Annotated in this window: 18 protein-coding genes and 1 pseudogene; 16 read left to right on the top strand and 3 right to left on the bottom strand. The window is 64.5% G+C overall.

The genetic code is table 11. The features are described 5' to 3' along the window. Nucleotides 1–280: 280 nt before the first annotated feature. A complete protein-coding gene (locus tag EP237_RS17635) occupies nucleotides 281–487 on the top strand; it encodes a hypothetical protein (protein WP_127562216.1) in 207 nt (68 codons plus the stop codon). A 282-nt stretch (nucleotides 488–769) separates the two neighbouring features. On the opposite strand, the pseudogene EP237_RS17630 reads toward EP237_RS17635, so the two are convergent. Further along, a pseudogene (locus EP237_RS17630) lies at nucleotides 770–1,135 on the bottom strand (transposase); the annotation flags it as partial. 600 nt (nucleotides 1,136–1,735) lie between these two features. Here EP237_RS17630 and EP237_RS17625 point away from each other — a divergent pair. The 3 genes from EP237_RS17625 (at nucleotide 1,736) to rpsI (ending at nucleotide 3,866) form a co-directional block, all read left to right on the top strand. After that, the gene (locus EP237_RS17625) at nucleotides 1,736–2,611 is read left to right on the top strand and encodes a lysophospholipid acyltransferase family protein (RefSeq protein ID WP_127562215.1); all 876 of its coding nucleotides are present in this window, start codon (nucleotides 1,736–1,738) and stop codon (nucleotides 2,609–2,611) included. A gap of 297 nt (nucleotides 2,612–2,908) precedes the next feature. Beyond that, nucleotides 2,909–3,367, top strand: a complete 459-nt coding sequence (rplM, locus tag EP237_RS17620) for a 50S ribosomal protein L13 (RefSeq protein ID WP_127562214.1) — start codon at nucleotides 2,909–2,911, stop codon at nucleotides 3,365–3,367. 4 nt (nucleotides 3,368–3,371) lie between these two features. Next, nucleotides 3,372–3,866, top strand: coding sequence for a 30S ribosomal protein S9 (gene rpsI, locus EP237_RS17615; protein ID WP_127562213.1), 495 nt, complete (start codon nucleotides 3,372–3,374; stop codon nucleotides 3,864–3,866). 236 nt (nucleotides 3,867–4,102) lie between these two features. On the opposite strand, the gene EP237_RS17610 is transcribed toward rpsI, so the two are convergent. After that, nucleotides 4,103–5,428: a polysaccharide deacteylase family 2 protein gene (locus tag EP237_RS17610; protein ID WP_127562212.1), complete on the bottom strand. Its 1,326-nt coding sequence runs from the start codon at nucleotides 5,426–5,428 to the stop codon at nucleotides 4,103–4,105. 177 nt (nucleotides 5,429–5,605) lie between these two features. On the opposite strand from EP237_RS17610, the gene EP237_RS17605 reads away from it, so the two are divergent. The 7 genes from EP237_RS17605 (at nucleotide 5,606) to lexA (ending at nucleotide 11,232) form a co-directional block, all read left to right on the top strand. After that, nucleotides 5,606–6,202, top strand: coding sequence for an aminodeoxychorismate/anthranilate synthase component II (locus EP237_RS17605; RefSeq protein WP_127562211.1), 597 nt, complete (start codon nucleotides 5,606–5,608; stop codon nucleotides 6,200–6,202). Next, complete coding sequence (gene trpD / locus EP237_RS17600; protein WP_127562210.1) at nucleotides 6,199–7,215, top strand: anthranilate phosphoribosyltransferase; 1,017 nt, start codon at nucleotides 6,199–6,201, stop codon at nucleotides 7,213–7,215. The genes EP237_RS17605 and trpD overlap by 4 nt, the downstream gene beginning before the upstream one ends. 107 nt (nucleotides 7,216–7,322) lie before the next feature. Further along, nucleotides 7,323–7,994, top strand: a complete 672-nt coding sequence (locus EP237_RS17595) for a uracil-DNA glycosylase (RefSeq protein ID WP_127562209.1) — start codon at nucleotides 7,323–7,325, stop codon at nucleotides 7,992–7,994. Continuing rightward, nucleotides 7,991–8,800 (top strand): indole-3-glycerol phosphate synthase TrpC, encoded by an 810-nt coding sequence (gene trpC / locus EP237_RS17590; RefSeq protein WP_127562208.1) that lies wholly within the window; start codon nucleotides 7,991–7,993, stop codon nucleotides 8,798–8,800. Before EP237_RS17595 ends, trpC begins: the two co-directional genes overlap by 4 nt. Then, nucleotides 8,800–9,279: a cyclic pyranopterin monophosphate synthase MoaC gene (moaC, locus tag EP237_RS17585; RefSeq protein ID WP_127562207.1), complete on the top strand. Its 480-nt coding sequence runs from the start codon at nucleotides 8,800–8,802 to the stop codon at nucleotides 9,277–9,279. Before trpC ends, moaC begins: the two co-directional genes overlap by 1 nt. Next, entirely contained in the window at nucleotides 9,276–10,460 is a 1,185-nt protein-coding gene (locus EP237_RS17580) for a molybdopterin molybdotransferase MoeA (RefSeq protein WP_127562206.1), read from the top strand. The genes moaC and EP237_RS17580 overlap by 4 nt, the downstream gene beginning before the upstream one ends. A 79-nt stretch (nucleotides 10,461–10,539) precedes the next feature. Continuing rightward, on the top strand, nucleotides 10,540–11,232 hold the full coding sequence (lexA, locus tag EP237_RS17575) for a transcriptional repressor LexA (RefSeq protein ID WP_127562205.1): 693 nt from the start codon (nucleotides 10,540–10,542) through the stop codon (nucleotides 11,230–11,232). 244 nt (nucleotides 11,233–11,476) lie between these two features. Here lexA and EP237_RS17570 read toward each other — a convergent pair whose 3' ends face one another. Continuing rightward, nucleotides 11,477–13,591 (bottom strand): ComEC/Rec2 family competence protein, encoded by a 2,115-nt coding sequence (locus EP237_RS17570; protein WP_240661680.1) that lies wholly within the window; start codon nucleotides 13,589–13,591, stop codon nucleotides 11,477–11,479. 120 nt (nucleotides 13,592–13,711) lie between these two features. On the opposite strand from EP237_RS17570, the gene gltX reads away from it, so the two are divergent. The 5 genes from gltX to EP237_RS17545 all read left to right on the top strand — a co-directional run bounded on the left by gltX (nucleotide 13,712) and on the right by EP237_RS17545 (nucleotide 19,042). Further along, entirely contained in the window at nucleotides 13,712–15,115 is a 1,404-nt protein-coding gene (gene gltX / locus EP237_RS17565) for a glutamate--tRNA ligase (RefSeq protein WP_127562203.1), read from the top strand. A gap of 102 nt (nucleotides 15,116–15,217) precedes the next feature. Beyond that, a complete protein-coding gene (gene gltA, locus EP237_RS17560; protein WP_127562202.1) occupies nucleotides 15,218–16,510 on the top strand; it encodes a citrate synthase in 1,293 nt (430 codons plus the stop codon). A gap of 96 nt (nucleotides 16,511–16,606) precedes the next feature. Then, a complete protein-coding gene (locus EP237_RS17555; RefSeq protein ID WP_127562201.1) occupies nucleotides 16,607–17,065 on the top strand; it encodes a paraquat-inducible protein A in 459 nt (152 codons plus the stop codon). 9 nt (nucleotides 17,066–17,074) lie between these two features. After that, on the top strand, nucleotides 17,075–18,442 hold the full coding sequence (gene radA / locus EP237_RS17550) for a DNA repair protein RadA (RefSeq protein ID WP_127562200.1): 1,368 nt from the start codon (nucleotides 17,075–17,077) through the stop codon (nucleotides 18,440–18,442). Nucleotides 18,443–18,475: 33 nt separating this feature from the next. Beyond that, nucleotides 18,476–19,042 (top strand): CvpA family protein, encoded by a 567-nt coding sequence (locus tag EP237_RS17545; protein WP_127562199.1) that lies wholly within the window; start codon nucleotides 18,476–18,478, stop codon nucleotides 19,040–19,042. Nucleotides 19,043–19,046 lie beyond the last annotated feature (4 nt).

The following is a 19,046-nucleotide window of genomic DNA, read 5'->3' as shown; positions in this document are numbered from 1 at the left end:
TGCGCTAATCCTTACTAGCGCCGCCCGCTCAACAATCCCTCGATTTTCGTTCCGCCTCGTCTCGACCCAGTCTCCCGAACCAACCGTCTGGCGCCCCGTCAGTGCATCTCTGCGCCGCCGGTGAAGGGGTACATACGGCTGGCGTACGGAGGCTGCAAGCAGTTTTTTTATATAGACCCGGCTTATTCACCCAAATCATTTTGTTTAGGTTGTATGCGCCTGAAAGTGTCGTAGAATCAAGTTGTTAAGATCAGATCCGACGGTAGCTACGGACGCACGCATGGGTGAAACGCTACGACCGGTCGCGACCGGGTTCAACCGTTCTTTGAGCATTGAGACGCGGTCCGAACGGTTGAGATGTGATCCCGGTGCCGTGTTGCTGCTTGAGGTGCTCGATGCTACCGGCATCGTTGGCTGGATGGCGGAGCGGATGATGGATGAACTGATGCGGTGGATGCCCCCACCATCGGCATCTTGTATGTCATGACGTGTTCGGATGCTCCCTGTTTGGCAAGCGTTTTTTTCAGTCCTGGCGGGGTTTTCGATCGGACGTGTGTCAGGCCTCTGAGCGTGGCCTTCCATGACGCCACGGGCCGGTATGCTGTTCGGAAGGCTGGGTCCACATCGGTTCAGAGAGCTGCAAACGCTCGAGCCACGTGTCTGAATGTCCCTGCCTTGAACCTCGAAGTCCTTATCGCCTACTCCTTGTCGATCGCTCAACCCAGCCTTGCGGCCTTGCCGTGGCTTCGTCCCTTCGTCAGGGCTCAGGTCACGCCATTCGATAATCTTCCTGCTTTGTCGTCACGGCCCAGATCATGCGGGCCATCTTGTTCGCCAGCGCAACGGCTGCAACCATCTTTGGTATGCGAGCCACGAGTGCGGCCAGCCAGCGGTTCCCGCTGCCGCCCTTGCGGACCACCCAGCGGACCACGCCCATGGCGCCAACGATCAGGAGCCGCCGGATATGGGTCTGGCCCATTTTGCTGACCGCCCCCAGCCTGGCCTTGCCTCCGGTGGACCGTTTCCGTGGGACCAACCCGAGCCATGCCGCGAAGTTACGCCCGCTGTAGAAAGTATCGAGGCCTCGTGAAAACGCCGCCACGGCACCGGCGGTGACGGGGCCGATGACACCGGGATAAGCAATCGAATATGAATTTCGACATTCTTTTGATCCGACCTTGAAACGTAGGCACTGGATTCTTACACTATATTTTCACAAATGTTTCACAAAGTGGTGGTTCCGAGCTCCATAAAACGAGAACAGGATTGTTTCTTTTCAGTGGCTTACGCAAAGTGGGAAAAGTTAGGTCCGATCCCTACCGCCGGAGCCAAGATAAGCCCTCTAGGTCAATGACTTAGAGGGTTTTTCTTTTTCCGATTTCGCTCGCGTGAGGCCAAGAAGCAAGGCTCGACAGGTGGGCTGAGGCGCTCTCCGGAACCAGCGGCCTGCCCCCAAGGTCACCCTGCAGGAACACCGCCCTCAACAGGACATGTCAAACGGCGTGGTTCCGGATAGTCCAAAGGCACTGCCTGGTCGGTGATCATGGCCGGGACGGGCCCAAACAGGGCTTCCGGCCGAACTCCGGAGCACGAAGGGACTGCGCGCCGAAGGAGGACCTCGCCGCGTGCTCAGGATCTGCGCAAACCTTGCTTTGCGAAACAACCAATCCTCGACCGAACCTGCCCGATCCCGCTTTTTGGTTTGTATACCCGCGGGAAAGGCTCATAGAGGGCCATGCTGCGCACTTCCTTGACATCCCTTGCCCAATGGGTCCGATATCTTCCCTTGTGGACGGCCCTGACCGTTGTGCGATGGCGATCCTTCGAACAGAGGTCGCGCGGGTTGGGAACGACATTCGCGGCGGTCATGCGATGGTATCCACCGGCAGCACGCAGATTTGACCGTGAAGCCAGGCGGGTGTTCCCGGATATGACCCGCCGCGAGCGCGCGACGCTCGGTCAGGAGATGGGCCGGCAGATGGGCCGCACGCTTTTCGAGATCTACCATGATGCCGAGTTTCAGACCCGACATCAGTGTTTCCGGGCCTCCGGCCCTGGTCTCGACGCCCTGAAGCAGGCGCAGGCGGCAGGCAAGGGGGTGATTGTCGTCTCGGGCCATTTTGGCCAATCGGAGGCCGTGCGCGCCGCCATCAAGATGCACGGGTTTGAAAGCGGCGCCGTCTATCGCCCGCACAAGAACCGGCATTACGAACGCCGGATCAGGGCCGGTATCGAGGCTGGAGGGAAGCCGATCCTCGCCACGGGTCACGCGGGGACGCGGGGGCTCGTCCGTCATCTTCGCGCCGGTGGCATCATGTCCATTCTGCTGGACGAGAAATATGCCGAGGGAGAGGCGATCCCGTTTCTCGGTCATGACGCCCTGACATCCCTGTCGGCAGCACAGCTTGCGCTCAAATACGATCTGCCGATGATCCCCGCCTATGGCACGCGGATCGAGGACGGGAATGTGTTTCGCGTCGAGTTTGAAGCTCCGATCCCGCACACGGACAGCCTCACGATGACGCGCGCCTTCAATGACAGCCTGTCCGCCCGGATCTTGGCCAGCCCGGAACAATGGTACTGGATGTTGAGACGGTGGGACGGGCAGTGACCATGGGCACGCATCGCCACCGATTCCACAGCGCGCCGCGAGCCCGGCTTGTGCGAATAGGGATATCTACAAGCATCGCCGGCGCAAAAAGACCGTTATTCGATTGGGGTAAAATAATACCCCAATCATAACCCATTGAATAAAAACGATAAGCTCACCTTCACCGTTGAAACTAGCTGTTGACCCGCCCCCGGAAATCGTTAGAACACGCCCATCCGACGGGGGGCCATCGCCCCTCGTTTGTTCTTGAGATGATCCGAGGGTCGCATCGACCCCGGCCCCGCAAGGAAAAGACAGATGAAAACCTTCACCGCTACCCCGGCGGATATCGACAAGCAGTGGATCCTGATCGACGCCGAGGGCGTTGTTCTGGGCCGTCTTGCCTCGATCATCGCCATGCGCCTGCGCGGCAAGCACAAGGCGTCCTTCACCCCCCACATGGACATGGGTGACAATGTCATCGTGATCAACGCTGACAAGATCCAGCTGACGGGCAACAAGCGCAACAAGCCCAACTACTGGCACACCGGTTATCCGGGCGGCATCAAGTCCCGCACCACCGGCCAGATCCTGGAAGGCAAGTACCCCGAACGCGTGGTCATGCAAGCCGTCAAGCGCATGCTGCCCGGCGGCCCGCTGAGCCGCAAGCAGATGACCAACCTGCGCGTCTACGCAGGTGCCGAGCATCCGCATGGGGCGCAAGAGCCCACCGTGCTGGATGTGAAATCCATGAACTCCAAGAACACGCGGAGCTGATACCATGGCTGAAACCATTACCTCGCTCGAAGAGCTGCAGGCCGTGGCCGGTGGCGACGCTGCCACCCCCGCGATCGACCTCGAAACCCCTCGTGAACCGCTGCGCGACGCGCTTGGCCGTTCCTATGCCACCGGCAAGCGGAAAGACGCTGTCGCCCGCGTGTGGATCAAGCCGGGTTCCGGCAAGGTCACCGTGAATGGCAAGGACATGAAAGCGTATTTCGCCCGTCCGGTGCTGCAGATGATCCTGCGCCAGCCATTCACCGTCGCCGGTCGTGAAGACCAGTTCGACGTGATGGCCACCGTCAAGGGTGGCGGTCTGTCCGGTCAGGCCGGTGCGGTCAAGCACGGCATCTCGGTGGCGCTTCAGCGTTACGAGCCGTCCCTGCGCGGTGCGCTGAAAGCGGCAGGCTTCCTGACCCGTGACAGCCGCGTGGTGGAACGCAAGAAATTCGGCCGCCGCAAGGCCCGCCGGAGCTTCCAGTTCTCCAAGCGCTGATTGCGCGGAAGACAATCGCGACTATTCAAAAGGGCTGCATGGATTGCAGCCCTTTTTTCTTGCGCATCTGCTGTGCAGCACTGGTCCGCCGGCCTGTCATCACGTCTCCAAGCACCGGGCAGACCGGCATTTCCGTTATTCTACATCGCGTTTGGCACTGACGAACCCATTTGGGGCCCCGACCTGTGCCAGGACCGGAAACAGCCGCCCGCTGCGCCAAGCCCGCCCGTGCCCCGTCAGCGCGTCAGCACCGCAGAGACCGGGGCCATCGCCACCGCCTCGGACCGGCTGCCAAGAGCCCAGGAAAACAGCGCCGTCACCGTGTCGGAGTAAGTATGCCCCACGACGATCACGCCCCCTTCCTGCCCGGCGGCAAAAGCGGCGCGGTCGAGATAGCGGGTGATCACCGTCGCGCGCTCGCGTTCACTGTCGATTTCGCGGAACAGCGTGGCCGCCGGAACCGCGGCGCGGGTGGCCGTCTGTTCGGCGGCGTTCAGCCCGCGCGGATAGGCCACCAACCCGTGGCCGGTCTCTGCCAACACCTCGACAACCCCATCGAGCAATTCGCGCCGCCCCTGGATCGCCCCCTCGGAGGTATCGAGCACTGCCACTGCTTCCGGCAGCCGGTCAAACCCGCGCATCAGCACCTCTTCCGCCTGCGCAGGTTCGGTATCCTCGGTGAAGATCTCTGCCAGAAGCAGCACTTCGAACCCGGCGGCGCGATAGGTGGTGGCGGCCTCGGCGGCATCGGGGCGGCGCGGGTCGATGGCGAAGGCGACGGGGAAATCAAAGCGGGTCAGCGCGTCGCGGCCAAGCGGAAACGAGGGATCGTCGATCAGGATCACCGCCATCAGGGGGCGGGATTCCTCGGCGTCGAAGGGGGTGGCGAAGGCGTCAATGGCCCTGCGGGGCGTATCGGGATCGGCTGCGTCGCCCGTCTCGACCGGCTGGAGCGGGCGACCGAGGGGGGCCGTCTCTGTCTGCGCCTCGGGGCCGGTCTCGATCTGCGGCAGGCCAAGCGGCGCAGGCTGTTCCTCGGCCACCGGCGGCGACGGGTCGAGCCTTGCGCCGGGATTCGCAGCGGGCGTTTCCAGTACCGGCGCGGCGGATGGAGCTTGCAGGCTGTCCATTGCCTCCGGCTGCGGGGCCGGCGCGGTGTCCGGCAGGTTCGGGGCCGTGGGCGCGGGCAGCGCGGTGATCGCCTGCGGCGCACCGGCGGGGGCGGTGTCGATCCCCGGCAGGGCGGCGGCGGTTTCCTCGGGCGGGCGGTTGAATTCGGATCCAGCGGGCAGCGGAATTTCCGAGGCAGGTTGCGAGGCAGCGCCCGGCCCGGTCACCGGGGCAGCGTCGGGCGTGTCCGCTTCTATCGGCGCGGCCTCTGGCAGGACATCTGGCGTTTCTGCAGGGTCTGCCGAGACTGCGGGCAGCTCCGACACCTGTTGCGGCGCGGGTTGGCCCTGCTGCGGACGATCGGGCAAAGGCAGCCCGAGCGACAGGAGCACCGCCGCCGCGATGGAAATGAATGCGCCCCAGATCAGACCCGAAATCAGACCTCTGCCCATGTCCTACACCCTCTCGATTCCCGCGCCCCGCACCAATGCGCGAGATCGCGGACGTTTTACCCCAGCCAGACGGGCCGTTCTACGGGGGCATGGGTTGACCATACCGTGCGGCCCTGCGCATGTATAACCCGGCGCGCGGGTAAGGCGCACCCCTTTTTGCGACGAGGACCCACGGGCATGCTTCTGCTCATCGATAATTACGACAGTTTCACCTATAATCTGGTGCATTACCTGGGCGAGCTGGGATGCGTGCCGCATGTGGTGCGCAACGATGCGCTGGATGTGCAGCAGGCGATGGCGCTCAATCCCGCCGGGATCGTGCTCAGCCCCGGCCCCTGCGACCCCGCGCAGGCGGGGATCTGCCTGTCGCTGACCACCGCCGCCGCCGAAACCGGCACGCCGCTGCTTGGCGTGTGCCTTGGTCACCAGACCATAGGTGAGGCCTTTGGCGGCAAGGTGGTGCGCTGTCATGAGATCGTGCATGGCAAGATGGGGGAAATTCATCACGCGGGCCAAGGCGTCTTCGCGGGCCTGCCCTCTCCCCTGCAAGGCACCCGCTATCATTCGCTGGTGGTGGAACGTGACAGCCTGCCGGACTGTCTGGAGGTCACCGCCTGGCTGGAGGATTGCACCATCATGGGCCTGCGCCACAAGGAATTGCCGATAGAAGGGGTGCAGTTCCACCCCGAAAGCATCCGCTCCGAACATGGTCACGAGATGCTTCGGAGTTTCCTGAAGACCGTTCCCGGCGCCCTGGCGGAGGAACCGGCATGAGCGACCAGATGAAACCCCTGATCGCCACCGTGGCAGACCGTAGCCTGACAGCGGACGAGGCCGAAACGGCGTTCGGCCTGCTCTTTGATGGCGAGGCGACGGACGCCCAGATCGGTGCGATGCTGATGGCGATGCGGGTTCGCGGAGAGACCGTGGAAGAAATCGCCGCCGCTGCCAGGGTCATGCGCCGAAAATGCGTGGCCGTGCAGGCGCCGGATGGTGCGATCGACATCGTCGGCACCGGCGGCGATGGCAAGGGCACGCTGAACATCTCGACCGCCACGGCCTTCGTGGTGGCGGGCGCGGGCGTTCCTGTGGCCAAGCATGGCAACCGCAATCTCAGCTCCAAATCCGGGGCGGCGGATGCGCTTGGCCAGATGGGCGTGAATGTCATGGTCGGTGCGAAGGTTGTGGAACAAGCCCTGAAAGAGGCCGGGATCGGCTTCATGATGGCCCCCATGCATCACCCGGCGATTGCCCATGTGATGCCGACGCGCCAGCAGCTTGGCACTCGGACGCTCTTTAACGTGCTGGGGCCGCTGACCAACCCCGCAGGTGTCAAACGCCAGTTGACCGGGGCCTTCGCGCCGTGGCTGATCCGGCCCATGGCCGAGGTTCTGGGGGCTCTGGGGTCGGAAGCCGCGTGGCTGGTCCACGGATCGGACGGCACCGATGAGCTGTCGATTGCCGGTCCCTCTGGCGTTGCGGCGCTGAAGGATGGCAAGATCGAGGAGTTCGAGATAACGCCAGCCGATGCGGGCCTGCCCGTACATCCGTTCGAGGCGATCCTCGGCGGCACGCCCGAGGAAAACGGCGTGGCGTTCCGGGCGCTTCTGTCCGGTGAAGGCGGGGCCTATCGCGATGCGGTCCTGCTGAATGCGGCGGCAGCGCTGCTGGTGGCCGGCGCGGTCGACGGATTGCCCGATGGCGTTCAAAAAGCGGCTGAAAGCATCGATTCCGGCGCGGCGTTGAAGGCTGTGGAAACACTGGCCAGGGTCACGTCGGCCGCCTGAGACGCACCGGCCCGCCAAGGGGGTGCAGAACGCGGTTTCGAAACCGCGTTGGAAGGCTTTTCGAAAAGCCTTGTCCCCGCCCGGCCTCCCGCGTTACCCCCTGACCCATGCGTTTCGATCTGTCTCATCTGGGGTCTTGGGCCGACCTGCCATTCTTCACGCGCGACCTAAGCGGCTTCGAAGCCGCTTTGACCGCCGACCCACGGCCCTGGCTGCCTGCCCCTGACCGGGTCTTTGCCGCGCTGGAAGCTTGCCCGCCCGACGCCACGAAAGTCGTCATTCTTGGCCAGGACCCCTACCCGACCCCCGGCCACGCCCATGGGCTCGCCTTCTCGGCCGAGCCGCATGTGCGCCCTTTGCCCCGGTCGCTCGCCAATATCTACAAGGAGATGCAGGCCGATCTGGGCAGCTGCCCCCCCAATGCCGACCTGCGGTTCTGGGCCGCTCAAGGCGTTCTCCTTCTCAACACCGTCCTGACCGTCCCGGCAGGCGAGGCTAATGGCCACGCGAAACTGGGCTGGCAGCGCCTGACCGGGCAGGTGCTGGACCGCATCGCGACCGACAAGCGCCCCCGCGTCTACATGCTCTGGGGCAAGCCCGCGCAGAAGGCTGCAAAAGACATCCCTGCACAGGGAAATCTCAAGCTCGAAGCCCCGCACCCCTCGCCCCTTTCCGCGCATCGGGGCTTTTTTGGCGCGCGCCCCTTCTCTCGCGCGAATAACTGGTTACAAACGCAAGGGCTGACGCCCATCAACTGGACGGATCCGGGACCGACATGACCACAAGCATTCTCGACAAGATCAAGGCCTACAAGCTGGAAGACGTGGCCGCCCGCAAAGCCGCCCGGCCCATGAGTGCCGTTGAAGCCGATGCAGAGGCCGCCCCACCTGTACGCCCCTTCGCCGAGGCGCTGAGCGTGGCCTCGCGTGAGGGCTACGGGCTGATTGCGGAAATCAAGAAGGCCAGTCCCTCCAAGGGCCTCATACGCGCCGATTTCGACCCGCCCGCGCTGGCCCGCGCCTATGAGGTCGGGGGCGCGACCTGTCTGTCGGTGCTGACCGACACACCCTCCTTCCAGGGCGCCGACGACTTTCTTGTCGCGGCCCGCGCCGCCGTGTCTCTGCCGGTCCTGCGCAAGGATTTCCTTTACGATCCCTACCAGGTGGCCGAGGCCCGCGCGCTTGGCGCCGATTGCATCCTGATTATCATGGCCAGCGTCTCCGACGCGCAGGCACAGGAACTGGAGGACGCCGCGACCCGGTGGGGCATGGATGCTCTGATCGAGGTGCATGATGGTGCGGAACTGGACCGCGCCCTGATGCTGCAATCCCGGATGATCGGCATCAACAACCGCGACCTCAATACCTTCGTCACTTCGCTCGACGTCACCAGGACGCTGGTGCGCCGCATCCCCGGCGACCGGATGGTGGTGTCCGAATCCGGGCTGAACTCACCCAAGGATCTGTCCGATATCGCCATGTACGGCACCCGCTGCTTCCTGATCGGCGAAAGCCTGATGCGGCAGGACGATGTGGAAACCGCCACGCGGACGCTGCTGGCCAATCCGCTCAGGGCGGCGCAGTAATGGCGGAGCTCACCCATTTCGACGCCGAAGGGCAGGCCCATATGGTCGATGTCTCGGACAAGCCAGTCACGGCGCGGGTGGCGGTGGCGGAGGGCTTCGTACGCATGACGCCCGAGACGCTGGCCGCAATCACCGGCGGCGCGGCGAAGAAGGGCGATGTTCTGGGCGTGGCGCGGCTGGCGGGGATCATGGGGGCCAAGAAAACCTCGGACCTCATCCCGCTCTGCCATCCCCTTCCGATCACCAAGGTGGCGCTGGAGCTGGAGCCTGTCGAGGCCCTCCCCGGAATCCGCATCGTGGCCACCGTCAAGACCGGCGGCCAGACCGGCGTGGAGATGGAAGCCCTGACCGCCGTTTCCACCGCCGCGCTGACCGTCTACGACATGGTGAAAGCCGTTGATAAGTCAATGGAAATCACCGGCATCCGCCTGCTGCTGAAAGAGGGCGGGAAGTCCGGGAGATACGAGGCGCAGGGATGATCACCGTTGACGAGGCCCTGGCCGCTTGTCTGGCGCTTGCCGATCCGCTGCCCTGCGAAGAGGTGCCGCTGGTCAACGCCAATGGCCGGGTACTGGCGAAACCGGTTCGGGCGCGGCGCGATCAGCCGCCTTTTGCGGCCTCGGCCATGGATGGCTATGCGGTGACGGCGGAGACTCCACAGCCCGGGGACCGCTTCAACGTGATCGGAGAGGCGGCGGCGGGTCACGTTTGGAACGGCCATCTTGGCGACGGACAGGCGGTGCGCATCTTTACCGGCGCGCCAGTGCCGGACGGTGCGGCGCGGGTGATCATCCAGGAGGATGTTACGCGCGCGGGCGATGTGATCACCTTGGGCGACCGTCTGGACCGTCAGACCAATATCCGCCCCGCGGGCGGTGATTTCCTGACCGGCGACGCTCTTGAAGCCCCGCGCATCCTGCGCCCCGCCGATCTGGCGTTGGCCGCCGCGATGAACCTGCCCACCCTGCCCGTCACCCGCAAACCCGTCGTGGCGCTGATTGCCACCGGCGATGAGCTGGTGCAGCCGGGCGAGACCCCGCGCCCCGATCAGATCGTGGCCTCCAATTCCTATGGGCTGAAGGCGCTGGCCGAAGCGGCGGGCGCTCATACCCGCCTGCTGCCGATTGCGCTCGACACGGTGGAAAGCCTCGCCAGCACGCTGAAACTGGCAGCGGATGCGGATATCATCGTGACCATCGGCGGCGCGTCTGTGGGCGATCATGACCTGGTGGCCCAGGTCGCCGCATCCGAAGGGCTGGAGCGGAGTTTCTACAAAGTGGCGCTCAGACCCGGCAAACCGCTGATGGCGGGACGAATGGGCAAGGCCGCGCTGCTTGGCCTGCCCGGCAATCCGGTGTCGGCCATGGTCTGCGGGCAGATTTTCCTGGTGCCGATGATCCGGGCGATGTTGGGTCTGGGCAAGGCCCCTGCCCCACGCGAAACCGCCGAACTGGCGGTGGATCTGCCGCAGAACGGCCCGCGCGAACACTATATGCGCGCCACGCTGGAACCGGGCAGCCGGTTCGCGCTTGTAACACCGGACCCACGTCAGGATTCCTCGCTGCTCAGCGTCCTGTCCCGCGCCGATGCGTTGATGATATATCCCCCATCCGCAGGGCCGCTCCGCGCCGGATCGCTTGTGGATATCTTGCGACTCTGACCCAAGATGTTGACACGAAGCGGGAACAGCGGTAGAACATTACCCGAACAGATGTGATTTCCGTTAGGGGAGCCCTGCGATGCTGACCAAGAAGCAGCTGGACCTGCTGGAGCTTATTCACCGCCGCATGCAGCGCGACGGGGTCCCGCCATCCTTCGACGAAATGAAGGACGCGCTGGACCTCCGGTCGAAGTCCGGCATCCACCGGCTGATCACGGCGCTGGAGGAACGCGGCTTCATCCGGCGGCTGGCGCATCGGGCCCGTGCGATCGAGATTGTGAAACTGCCTGAAAGCCTGGAAAGCAAACTTGGGGGCTTCACCCCTCGCGTGATCGAGGGCAGCCGGGTCGACCCGCCGCGAGACGCACGCCCCGTGGCCGCCGCCTCTGCCGTCGATTTGCCGGTGATGGGCCGCATCGCCGCCGGCACGCCCATTGAGGCAATCAGCGAAGTGTCCACCCATGTGGCCGTGCCCCAGCAGATGCTGGGATCGGGCAAATCGCACTATGCGCTGGAGGTGAAGGGCGACTCGATGATCGAGGCCGGGATCAACGAGGGCGACATCGTGGTGATCGAGGAAGGCTCGACCGCCGAAAATGGCGATATCGTCGTGGCTCTTGTCGAAGGCTATGAAGCGACGCTGAAGCGGTTCCGCAAGAAGGGCAACATGATCGCGCTGGAAGCGGCCAACCCCGCCTATCAGACGCGGATGCTGCGCGAAGATCAGGTCAATGTGCAAGGCAAGCTGGTCGGGCTGATCCGCACCTACTGAGCCCTGTTTTCAGGGCATCGGTCTGAAGGCTTGTCTCACGCTCCGGGGCCAAGGGCGCTTTCGCCCCGCCATATTCGTCGACCGGAACGCGGGGCCTTATGCCCTGCTTTGAATTGGCCTCGTCGAATCCCTTCTTCGAAAGCTCGGGCAGATCCGGTTTGCCAGTGAAAGGCTGTCCGGGCCGGGCAGATTGAACCCGAGTTCGTGCAGAAAACCCTGGCAGATCCTCCCGCCCCTGCCCGGATCAGCGCCCCATCGGCACCCAAGGGCGCGCGCCCTGCAGGTCGCGGGCGGTCACAATCCGCATCCCGTCTGGCCCGAACATCAGCGCCACGGCACCGGTTTCCGGAAGGATCTCCGGACCAAGCAGGATGCAGTCAGCAAGGTTGGCCGCATCCGCCAGAGCCGCGCCCGCCCCCGGTTCCCGGCCAGGCCATGACGCGCCGACAGTATCGGTTTCCGGCCGCACGGGCGTGATCACCCAGTCATGCACGGCGCAAGCTCGGGCAAGATCCCGCGCAGCCCGGCGCCCGACCCCGTGCCACAGGGACAACCCGTCGATCTCCACCGCCTGTCCGGCCCCGTCCGCACCCCAGGCCGGACGCGCAAAGGCCCCGGCCTGATCCACGCCATCCCCGTCATTTTCCAGCCACAGCCTCGCGACAAAGCCGTCGCCCCGCGCACGGCTGAGCGCGCGGCCCTCCTCCGTCATCACTCCGACCAGTCGCCCCGAGGGTGAAATCAACAATGACGGGCGCTCTCCACCCGACCAGAGCAAAAGCGCCAGCGCCGCCGGGGCAAGTCCCGTCCAGCGCCCGCGTCCCTGCCACAGGATCACGAACAGCGCCCCGAGGGTCAGCAGCGGCAGCACCTCCGCCGGGGGCATCTCGATGGTCCTGACCGCGCCCTCCATCTCCGAGATGCGCTCGGCCACGGAGAGGATCCAGACCAGCCCCGCCTCCATCACCCGGAAGGCCAGAACCTCCAGCCCAAGCGGCCAGAGCAGCATGGCCACCACCGCCGCGGGAACCACGAGACTGCCCATGACCGGGACGGTCAGCAGATTCGCGATCAGCCCGAAGGACGCCAGCATGTTGAAATGCGCCGCCGCGAAGGGGGCCGTCGCCAGCCCCGCCACGCCGGAGGACAGGACCAACCCAAGCAGCCAGCGCGCCCATGCGGGCCAGGCGCGCAGCCGCTCGACGCGGGACATGCCGGTGAAGACAGCCACCAGCGCGGTGGTGGCGGCGAAACTCATCTGGAAGCCGGGGCCAAGTAGGGATTCCGGGCGGTGCGCCAGAACGATCAGCGCCGCTATGGCGACCGAGCGCAGGGTAACGGCGCGCCGGTCCAGCAGAACCGCCGTGAACATCACCGCCACCTGGATGAAGGCGCGTTCGGTGGCGACGTTGCCCCCCGCCACGGCCAGGTAGAAGGCCCCGGCGGCCAAGGCCCCGACGGCGGCGATCTTCTTGGTCGGAATGCGCAGGGCAAGGGGCGGAATCAGCGACAGGCCAGAGCGCAGGCACAGGAAGACGAATCCGGTCAGCAACCCCATATGCAGGCCGGAAATGGCCAGAAGATGGGCGATATTGGTGCGCCGCAGGGTTTCCAGCGTTTCGGTCGAGATGCCGGACCGGTCCCCGGTCATGACGGCAGCGGCGAAGGCACCGGGTTCACCTGTGATCCGCTCCTGAATCGCGCGGGACAGGCGCATGCGCAGATGCAGCAGCGGCAGGACGCCCTCCGGGCGCGGTTCCAGCAGCAACGCCGGATTGCGGGTATAGCCGACCGCGCCGATCGACAGGAACCAGGCGTGGCGCTGGAAGTCGAAGCCACCGGGCTCTCCCGGTCCTTCCGGGGGCGACAGATGGCCGGTCAGGGCAACACGCGCACCGGGTTCCGGCGTCAGGAACGGCTGGTCGCCGTGCAAAGACACGCGCACCCGCCGGGGTACGCGGTCGGGGTCGGCATCGGCCAGCACGACCTGATCCAGGGTCAGGCGCAAGCGATCCGAGGCAGACCGATCCACCACCACGATCCGCCCTTCGATGGGGCCATAGTAGCGAAAGCCCAGAACCGGCCCCGCCACCTGACCCGTCCGCAAGCCTGCCGCACACAGCCCAAGCGTGACAAGCAGCACCGCCGTCGCCAACGGCCCAAGCGTTTCGCGTCGCCATCGGCCAAGGAACGCAGCCAGAAGGGCCGCCGCCCCCGCCAGGCCATAGTCCATGCGCCCCGGTTCCGACGGCAGGGCGAAATACATCGCCACCCCGATCCCGAAAAAGACCGGGGACCAGGGCATCAGATAGCCCCGCTGGCCCTGCTGGACCGCATTCAACCAGTGCCACAGCCGCACTTGCCACCCCTTCCGGGCTTGCCTAAACCTGCGCGCAGATGACTGTGCGGCCTCATGGTTGCCAAACTGTTAACGCGCGGCCCCGGATCGCCGGAACCCGCGCCCCGGAAAGGACCGTAGATGACCTCCAATGTCGTGACCCGCTTCGCCCCCTCGCCCACGGGCTTTCTGCATATCGGCGGCGCGCGCACGGCGCTGTTCAACTGGCTCTACGCCCGCGGGCGCGGGGGCACCTTTCTGCTGCGGATCGAGGATACCGACCGGGAACGGTCCACGCCCGAGGCAACGCAGGCCATTCTGAACGGGCTGACCTGGCTTGGATTGGATTGGGACGGAGAGCCGATCAGCCAGTTCGCCCGCTGCGACCGTCACGCAGAGGTCGCGCGCGCGATGCTGGCGGCGGGCCATGCCTATAAATGCTTTGCCACGCAGGAGGAGATTCAGGCGTTTCGCGATGCGGCCAAGGCCGAGGGGCGCTCTACCCTCTATCTCAGCCCCTGGCGTGACGTGGCCGAGGCCGATCACCCGGACCTGCCCTTCGTGATCCGGTTGAAAGCCCCGCGTGAAGGCGTCACGGTGATCCGCGATCAGGTGCAGGGCGATGTGACGATCCGCAACGACCAGCTCGACGATATGATCCTGCTCCGCTCCGATGGCACGCCCACCTATATGCACGCCGTGGTGGTGGATGATCACGACATGGGCGTGACCCATGTGATCCGCGGGGACGATCACCTCAACAACGCCGCCCGGCAGATCCAGATTTACCACGCCATGGGATGGCCGGAACCGGTCTGGGCGCATATCCCGCTGATCCACGGGCCCGATGGCAAGAAACTGTCGAAACGGCACGGCGCGCTCGGGGTCGAGGAATATGCCGCCATGGGCTACCCGCCCGCCGCCATGCGCAACTATCTGGCGCGGCTTGGCTGGAGCCATGGGGATGATGAACTGTTCAGCGACGCCGAGGCAAAAGAGTGGTTCGACCTGAAGGGAATCGGCAAATCGCCCGCCCGGCTGGATTTCAAGAAGCTCGAACATGTGGCCAGCCATCATATCGGGGCCATGGAGGACGGCGATCTGGTCAGTGAAATCGAGCGGTTTCTGGCGGCAACGCAGCAACCCGCCCTTTCGCAGTCGCAGAAAGATGGGCTGGCCGCTGCGATGTATTGCCTCAAGGATCGGGCAAAATCCCTTCCACAACTCCTTGAAAAGGCGCATTTTGTTCTGACTGAACGCCCGCTCGACCGGGACGAGAAGTCACAATCCGCCCTTACAGATGTATCCCGTGGTATACTGGCAGAATTGACGCCGCAGTTGCAAAATGCTAGCTGGACACGCGACACGCTAGAGGCGACAGTTTCCGAGGTGGCAGAGCGCCACGATCTGAAACTGGGCAAGCTTGCACCGGCCCTCAGGGCCGCGCTGGCAGGCCGCCCCGTCAGCCCGAGCGTTTTCGACATGATGCTCGTCATCGGCCGGGAGGAGACAATCGCCCGCCTGACGGAGGCCGCAGCCGAATGACCTGAGTGTGTCGTGGCTGCCTGCGAATAGAGGGGATCGGGAAACCGGTCCCCGGGACACTGCCTGATGACCATCGGGCGGGCTTATTGAAGAGGGATTCAGATGGCAGACAACAGAACCGCGACGCTCACGTTCGACAACAAGACATTCGAGCTGCCAATGCACTCGCCCAGTGTCGGCCCCGACGTGATCGATATCGGCAAGCTCTACGGTCAGGCGGGCGTGTTCACCCACGATCCCGGCTTCACCTCGACCTCGGCGTGCGAATCCACCATCACCTATATCGACGGCGACGCGGGCATCCTGCTGCATCGCGGCTACCCGATCGACCAGTTGGCAGAGAAGTCGCACTATCTCGAAGTATGCTATCTGCTGCTTTATGGTGAACTGCCGACCGCGACCCAACTCGAAGATTTCGAGGATCGCGTGACTCGTCACACGATGGTGCATGAACAGATGCACAACTTCTTCCGTGGCTTCCGCCGGGACGCACACCCGATGGCCACCATGGTGGGCGTCGTCGGCGCGATGTCGGCCTTCTACCACGACTCGACCGACATTTCTGACCCGTGGCAGCGTGAGGTCGCCTCGATCCGCCTGATCGCCAAGCTGCCGACCATTGCCGCGATGGCCTATAAATACTCCATCGGTCAGCCCTTCGTGTATCCGCGCAACGATTGCGATTACGCGACCAATTTCCTGCGCATGTGCTTCGCGGTCCCGGCAGAAGAGTACCAGCCCGACCCGATCCTGAGCCGCGCGATGGACCGGATCTTCACGCTGCATGCGGATCACGAACAGAACGCCTCGACCTCGACCGTGCGTCTGGCGGGCTCTTCGGGCGCCAACCCGTTTGCCTGCATCGCTGCCGGTATCGCCTGTCTCTGGGGCCCCGCCCATGGCGGCGCAAACCAGGCCTGTCTGGAAATGCTGAAGGAAATCGGCTCGGTCGACCGTATTCCCGAATATATCGCGCGGGCCAAGGACAAGAACGATCCGTTCCGCCTGATGGGCTTTGGCCACCGGGTCTACAAGAACTTCGACCCGCGCGCGACGGTGATGAAGAAATCCGCCGACGAGGTGCTGGACCTTCTGGGCGTGGAAAACAACCCGCTGCTGCAGGTCGCCAAGGAACTGGAACGCATCGCGCTGCAGGACGAGTATTTCGCCGACAAGAAGCTGTTCCCGAACGTGGATTTCTATTCGGGCATCATCCTGGAGGCCATGGGCTTCCCCACCTCGATGTTCACCCCGATCTTCGCCCTGTCGCGGACCGTCGGCTGGATTTCCCAGTGGAAAGAGATGATCGCCGACCCGAAAGGCAAGATCGGCCGTCCGCGTCAGCTCTATACCGGGGCCACCTACCGCGAATACACGGATATCGAGAACCGCTGAGGCGGCGCTCATCCCTGAAACGAAAGGCCGTCCTTCGGGGCGGCCTTTTTGTGTCATGAGCTTGCACCCCCTCGCCCCCTGCCCCATCTGCCCGTAATGACACGGATACTCCTGACCGCACTGAACCTATCCCTGCTGGTTCTGTTCCCGCTGGCCTGGGTCGCGCCGCTGATGCGGGCGGGGCTTTTGCCGCTCTTCGGGCTGAGCGAGATCTCGGTCCTGTCAGGCGTCATGGCTTTGTGGGAGGAGGACGTGCTGCTGGCGCTGGTCGTCGCCCTGTTCGCCATTGTCGCGCCCATTCTGAAGACCGCCGGGCTGGCGCTGATCCATTTCCGAATGACCAATACCCGCCTGCTGGCCCCGCTGACGGCGCTTGGCAAGCTGGCCATGGCGGATGTGTTCCTGATCGCCATCTACATCACGATCGCCAGGGGCGTCGGCGTGGGCCGGGTGGAAACCGCCTGGGGGCTTTGGCTCTTCACGGCCTGCGTGCTGGCCAGTTTCGGGATCAGCCTGGCCACCTCGGCACTGGCCAAGCGCGGGGCCTTGGGCTAAGCCATCCGCATGGCAAAACCCGTCACCCTGTTCGTCTGTTCCGCCTGCGGCGCCACCCACAAGAAATGGGCGGGCCGCTGCGATGCCTGTGGCGAGTGGAACTGCATCCAGGAGGAAACGCCGCTCTCCATGGGCCCTGGCGCCAAGGCGCTTGGCGGGATGAAGGGCAAGGGCATGGCATTGACCGACCTTGCCACGGAAGAAAACCCGCCCGAACGCGACGGATCGGGGATTGCGGAGTTCGACCGGGTGCTTGGCGGCGGGCTGGTTGCGGCCAGCGCGACGCTTGTGGGCGGTGACCCCGGCATCGGGAAATCCACGCTTCTGCTGCAAGCGGCGGCCAGTTTCGCGCGCACCGGTCTCAAGGTCATCTATGTTTCGGGCGAGGAAGCCACAGCACAGGTGCGGATGCGCGCGCAGCGGCTCGGGCTTGGCGACAGCCCGGTCAAGCTCGCCGCAGAAACCAACCTGCGAGACATCCTGACGACGCTCGACGCCGAACTGCCCGATCTGGTGGTGATCGATTCCATCCAGACCATGTGGCTGGATACCGTGGACAGCGCGCCGGGGTCCGTCAGCCAGGTCCGCGCCGCCGCGCATGAATTGGTGAGCTTTGCCAAAAGGAAGGGCGTTTCGGTCATGCTGGTGGGCCATGTGACCAAGGAAGGCCAGATCGCGGGCCCCCGCGTGGTCGAACACATGGTCGACACGGTGCTCTATTTCGAGGGCGAGCGCGGCCACCAGTTCCGCATCCTGCGCAGCGTCAAGAACCGCTTCGGCCCGGCAGACGAGATTGGCGTGTTCGAGATGACCGGCGGCGGGCTGGCCGAGGTGCCCAACCCATCGGCCCTGTTCCTGTCCGACCGCAACGAACGCGCGCCGGGATCGGTGGTGTTTGCAGGCATAGAAGGCACGCGGCCGGTGCTGGTCGAGGTGCAGGCCCTCGTCGCGCCCTCGTCCCTGTCCCAACCCCGCCGCGCGGTCGTGGGCTGGGATGGCGGTCGGCTGTCCATGATCCTCGCCGTGCTGGAGGCCCGCGTCGGCATCAGCTTCCAGGGGCTCGACGTTTACCTCAACATCGCGGGCGGCATGCGCATCTCGGAACCCGCCGCCGATCTGGCCGTTGCGGCGGCGCTTTTATCGGCGCGAGAGGACGAGGCCCTGCCCGCCACATGCGTCGTTTTCGGTGAATTGAGCCTTTCCGGTGCGTTACGCCCGGTCTCTCAGGCCGAAAACAGGTTGAAAGAAGCCCGGAAACTTGGTTTTTCCTCCGCAATCGCACCTGAGGGATGCAAAATCACCGACGGGGCTGATATGGATTTGAAACTGATGCCGGACCTGGCCCGGTTTACTGGTGATATTTTCGGCGCAGGCTGACCAGCCCAAGCCACGAGGGAGACGAGAAAGATAATGGACGGTTTTACCATTTTTGACGGGGTCGTGGCCGGTGTGATCGTGATCTCCGCCATTCTCGCCTATTCCCGTGGTTTCGTGCGCGAGGCGCTGTCGATCGCGGGCTGGATCGTTGCGGCCATCGTGGCTTTTCTCTTTGCCCCCCGCGCCAAGGAGCTGATGTTCGAGATCCCCTATCTGGGCGATTTCCTCAATGGCTCCTGCGAACTGGCGGTCATCGCGGCCTTCGCCGCCGTCTTCGCCATCGCGCTTGTGGTCATTTCCCTGTTCACCCCGTTCTTTTCCAGCGCCGTGCAGCGGTCGGCCATCGGCGGGCTCGATGCGGGGCTCGGCTTCCTCTTCGGGGTGCTGCGCGGGGTGCTGCTGGTTGTCGTGGCGCTGATCGCCTATGACCGGATCGTCGGGAACGAGCCGATTGCCGTCATTTCCGACAGCCGGTCTGCCGAGATCTTCCAGTCGATGCAGACCCGTGTCGAAGAACAGATCCCCTCGGACGCGCCCGGCTGGATCGTCAGCCGCTATGAGGAACTGGTGAACAGCTGCGGTCCGGCGACCGGCAACTGAGCCG

Source organism: Nioella ostreopsis (genome assembly GCF_004000255.1).
GTDB classification, from domain to species: Bacteria; Pseudomonadota; Alphaproteobacteria; order Rhodobacterales; family Rhodobacteraceae; genus Nioella; species Nioella ostreopsis.
The sequence above is the reverse complement of the archived record's forward strand: the minus strand, read 5'-3'. Positions and strand labels throughout refer to the sequence as shown.

Bases quoted from the DNA above. Each gene is read 5' to 3' on its own strand.
- EP237_RS17635 (WP_127562216.1), top strand. From the start codon at position 281: ATGGGTGAAACGCTACGACCGGTCGCGACCGGGTTCAACCGTTCTTTG.
- EP237_RS17625 (WP_127562215.1), top strand. From the start codon at position 1,736: ATGCTGCGCACTTCCTTGACATCCCTTGCCCAATGGGTCCGATATCTT.
- rplM (WP_127562214.1), top strand. From the start codon at position 2,909: ATGAAAACCTTCACCGCTACCCCGGCGGATATCGACAAGCAGTGGATC.
- rpsI (WP_127562213.1), top strand. From the start codon at position 3,372: ATGGCTGAAACCATTACCTCGCTCGAAGAGCTGCAGGCCGTGGCCGGT.
- EP237_RS17610 (WP_127562212.1), bottom strand. From the start codon at position 5,428: ATGGGCAGAGGTCTGATTTCGGGTCTGATCTGGGGCGCATTCATTTCC.
- EP237_RS17605 (WP_127562211.1), top strand. From the start codon at position 5,606: ATGCTTCTGCTCATCGATAATTACGACAGTTTCACCTATAATCTGGTG.
- trpD (WP_127562210.1), top strand. From the start codon at position 6,199: ATGAGCGACCAGATGAAACCCCTGATCGCCACCGTGGCAGACCGTAGC.
- EP237_RS17595 (WP_127562209.1), top strand. From the start codon at position 7,323: ATGCGTTTCGATCTGTCTCATCTGGGGTCTTGGGCCGACCTGCCATTC.
- trpC (WP_127562208.1), top strand. From the start codon at position 7,991: ATGACCACAAGCATTCTCGACAAGATCAAGGCCTACAAGCTGGAAGAC.
- moaC (WP_127562207.1), top strand. From the start codon at position 8,800: ATGGCGGAGCTCACCCATTTCGACGCCGAAGGGCAGGCCCATATGGTC.
- EP237_RS17580 (WP_127562206.1), top strand. From the start codon at position 9,276: ATGATCACCGTTGACGAGGCCCTGGCCGCTTGTCTGGCGCTTGCCGAT.
- lexA (WP_127562205.1), top strand. From the start codon at position 10,540: ATGCTGACCAAGAAGCAGCTGGACCTGCTGGAGCTTATTCACCGCCGC.
- gltX (WP_127562203.1), top strand. From the start codon at position 13,712: ATGACCTCCAATGTCGTGACCCGCTTCGCCCCCTCGCCCACGGGCTTT.
- gltA (WP_127562202.1), top strand. From the start codon at position 15,218: ATGGCAGACAACAGAACCGCGACGCTCACGTTCGACAACAAGACATTC.
- EP237_RS17555 (WP_127562201.1), top strand. From the start codon at position 16,607: ATGACACGGATACTCCTGACCGCACTGAACCTATCCCTGCTGGTTCTG.
- radA (WP_127562200.1), top strand. From the start codon at position 17,075: ATGGCAAAACCCGTCACCCTGTTCGTCTGTTCCGCCTGCGGCGCCACC.
- EP237_RS17545 (WP_127562199.1), top strand. From the start codon at position 18,476: ATGGACGGTTTTACCATTTTTGACGGGGTCGTGGCCGGTGTGATCGTG.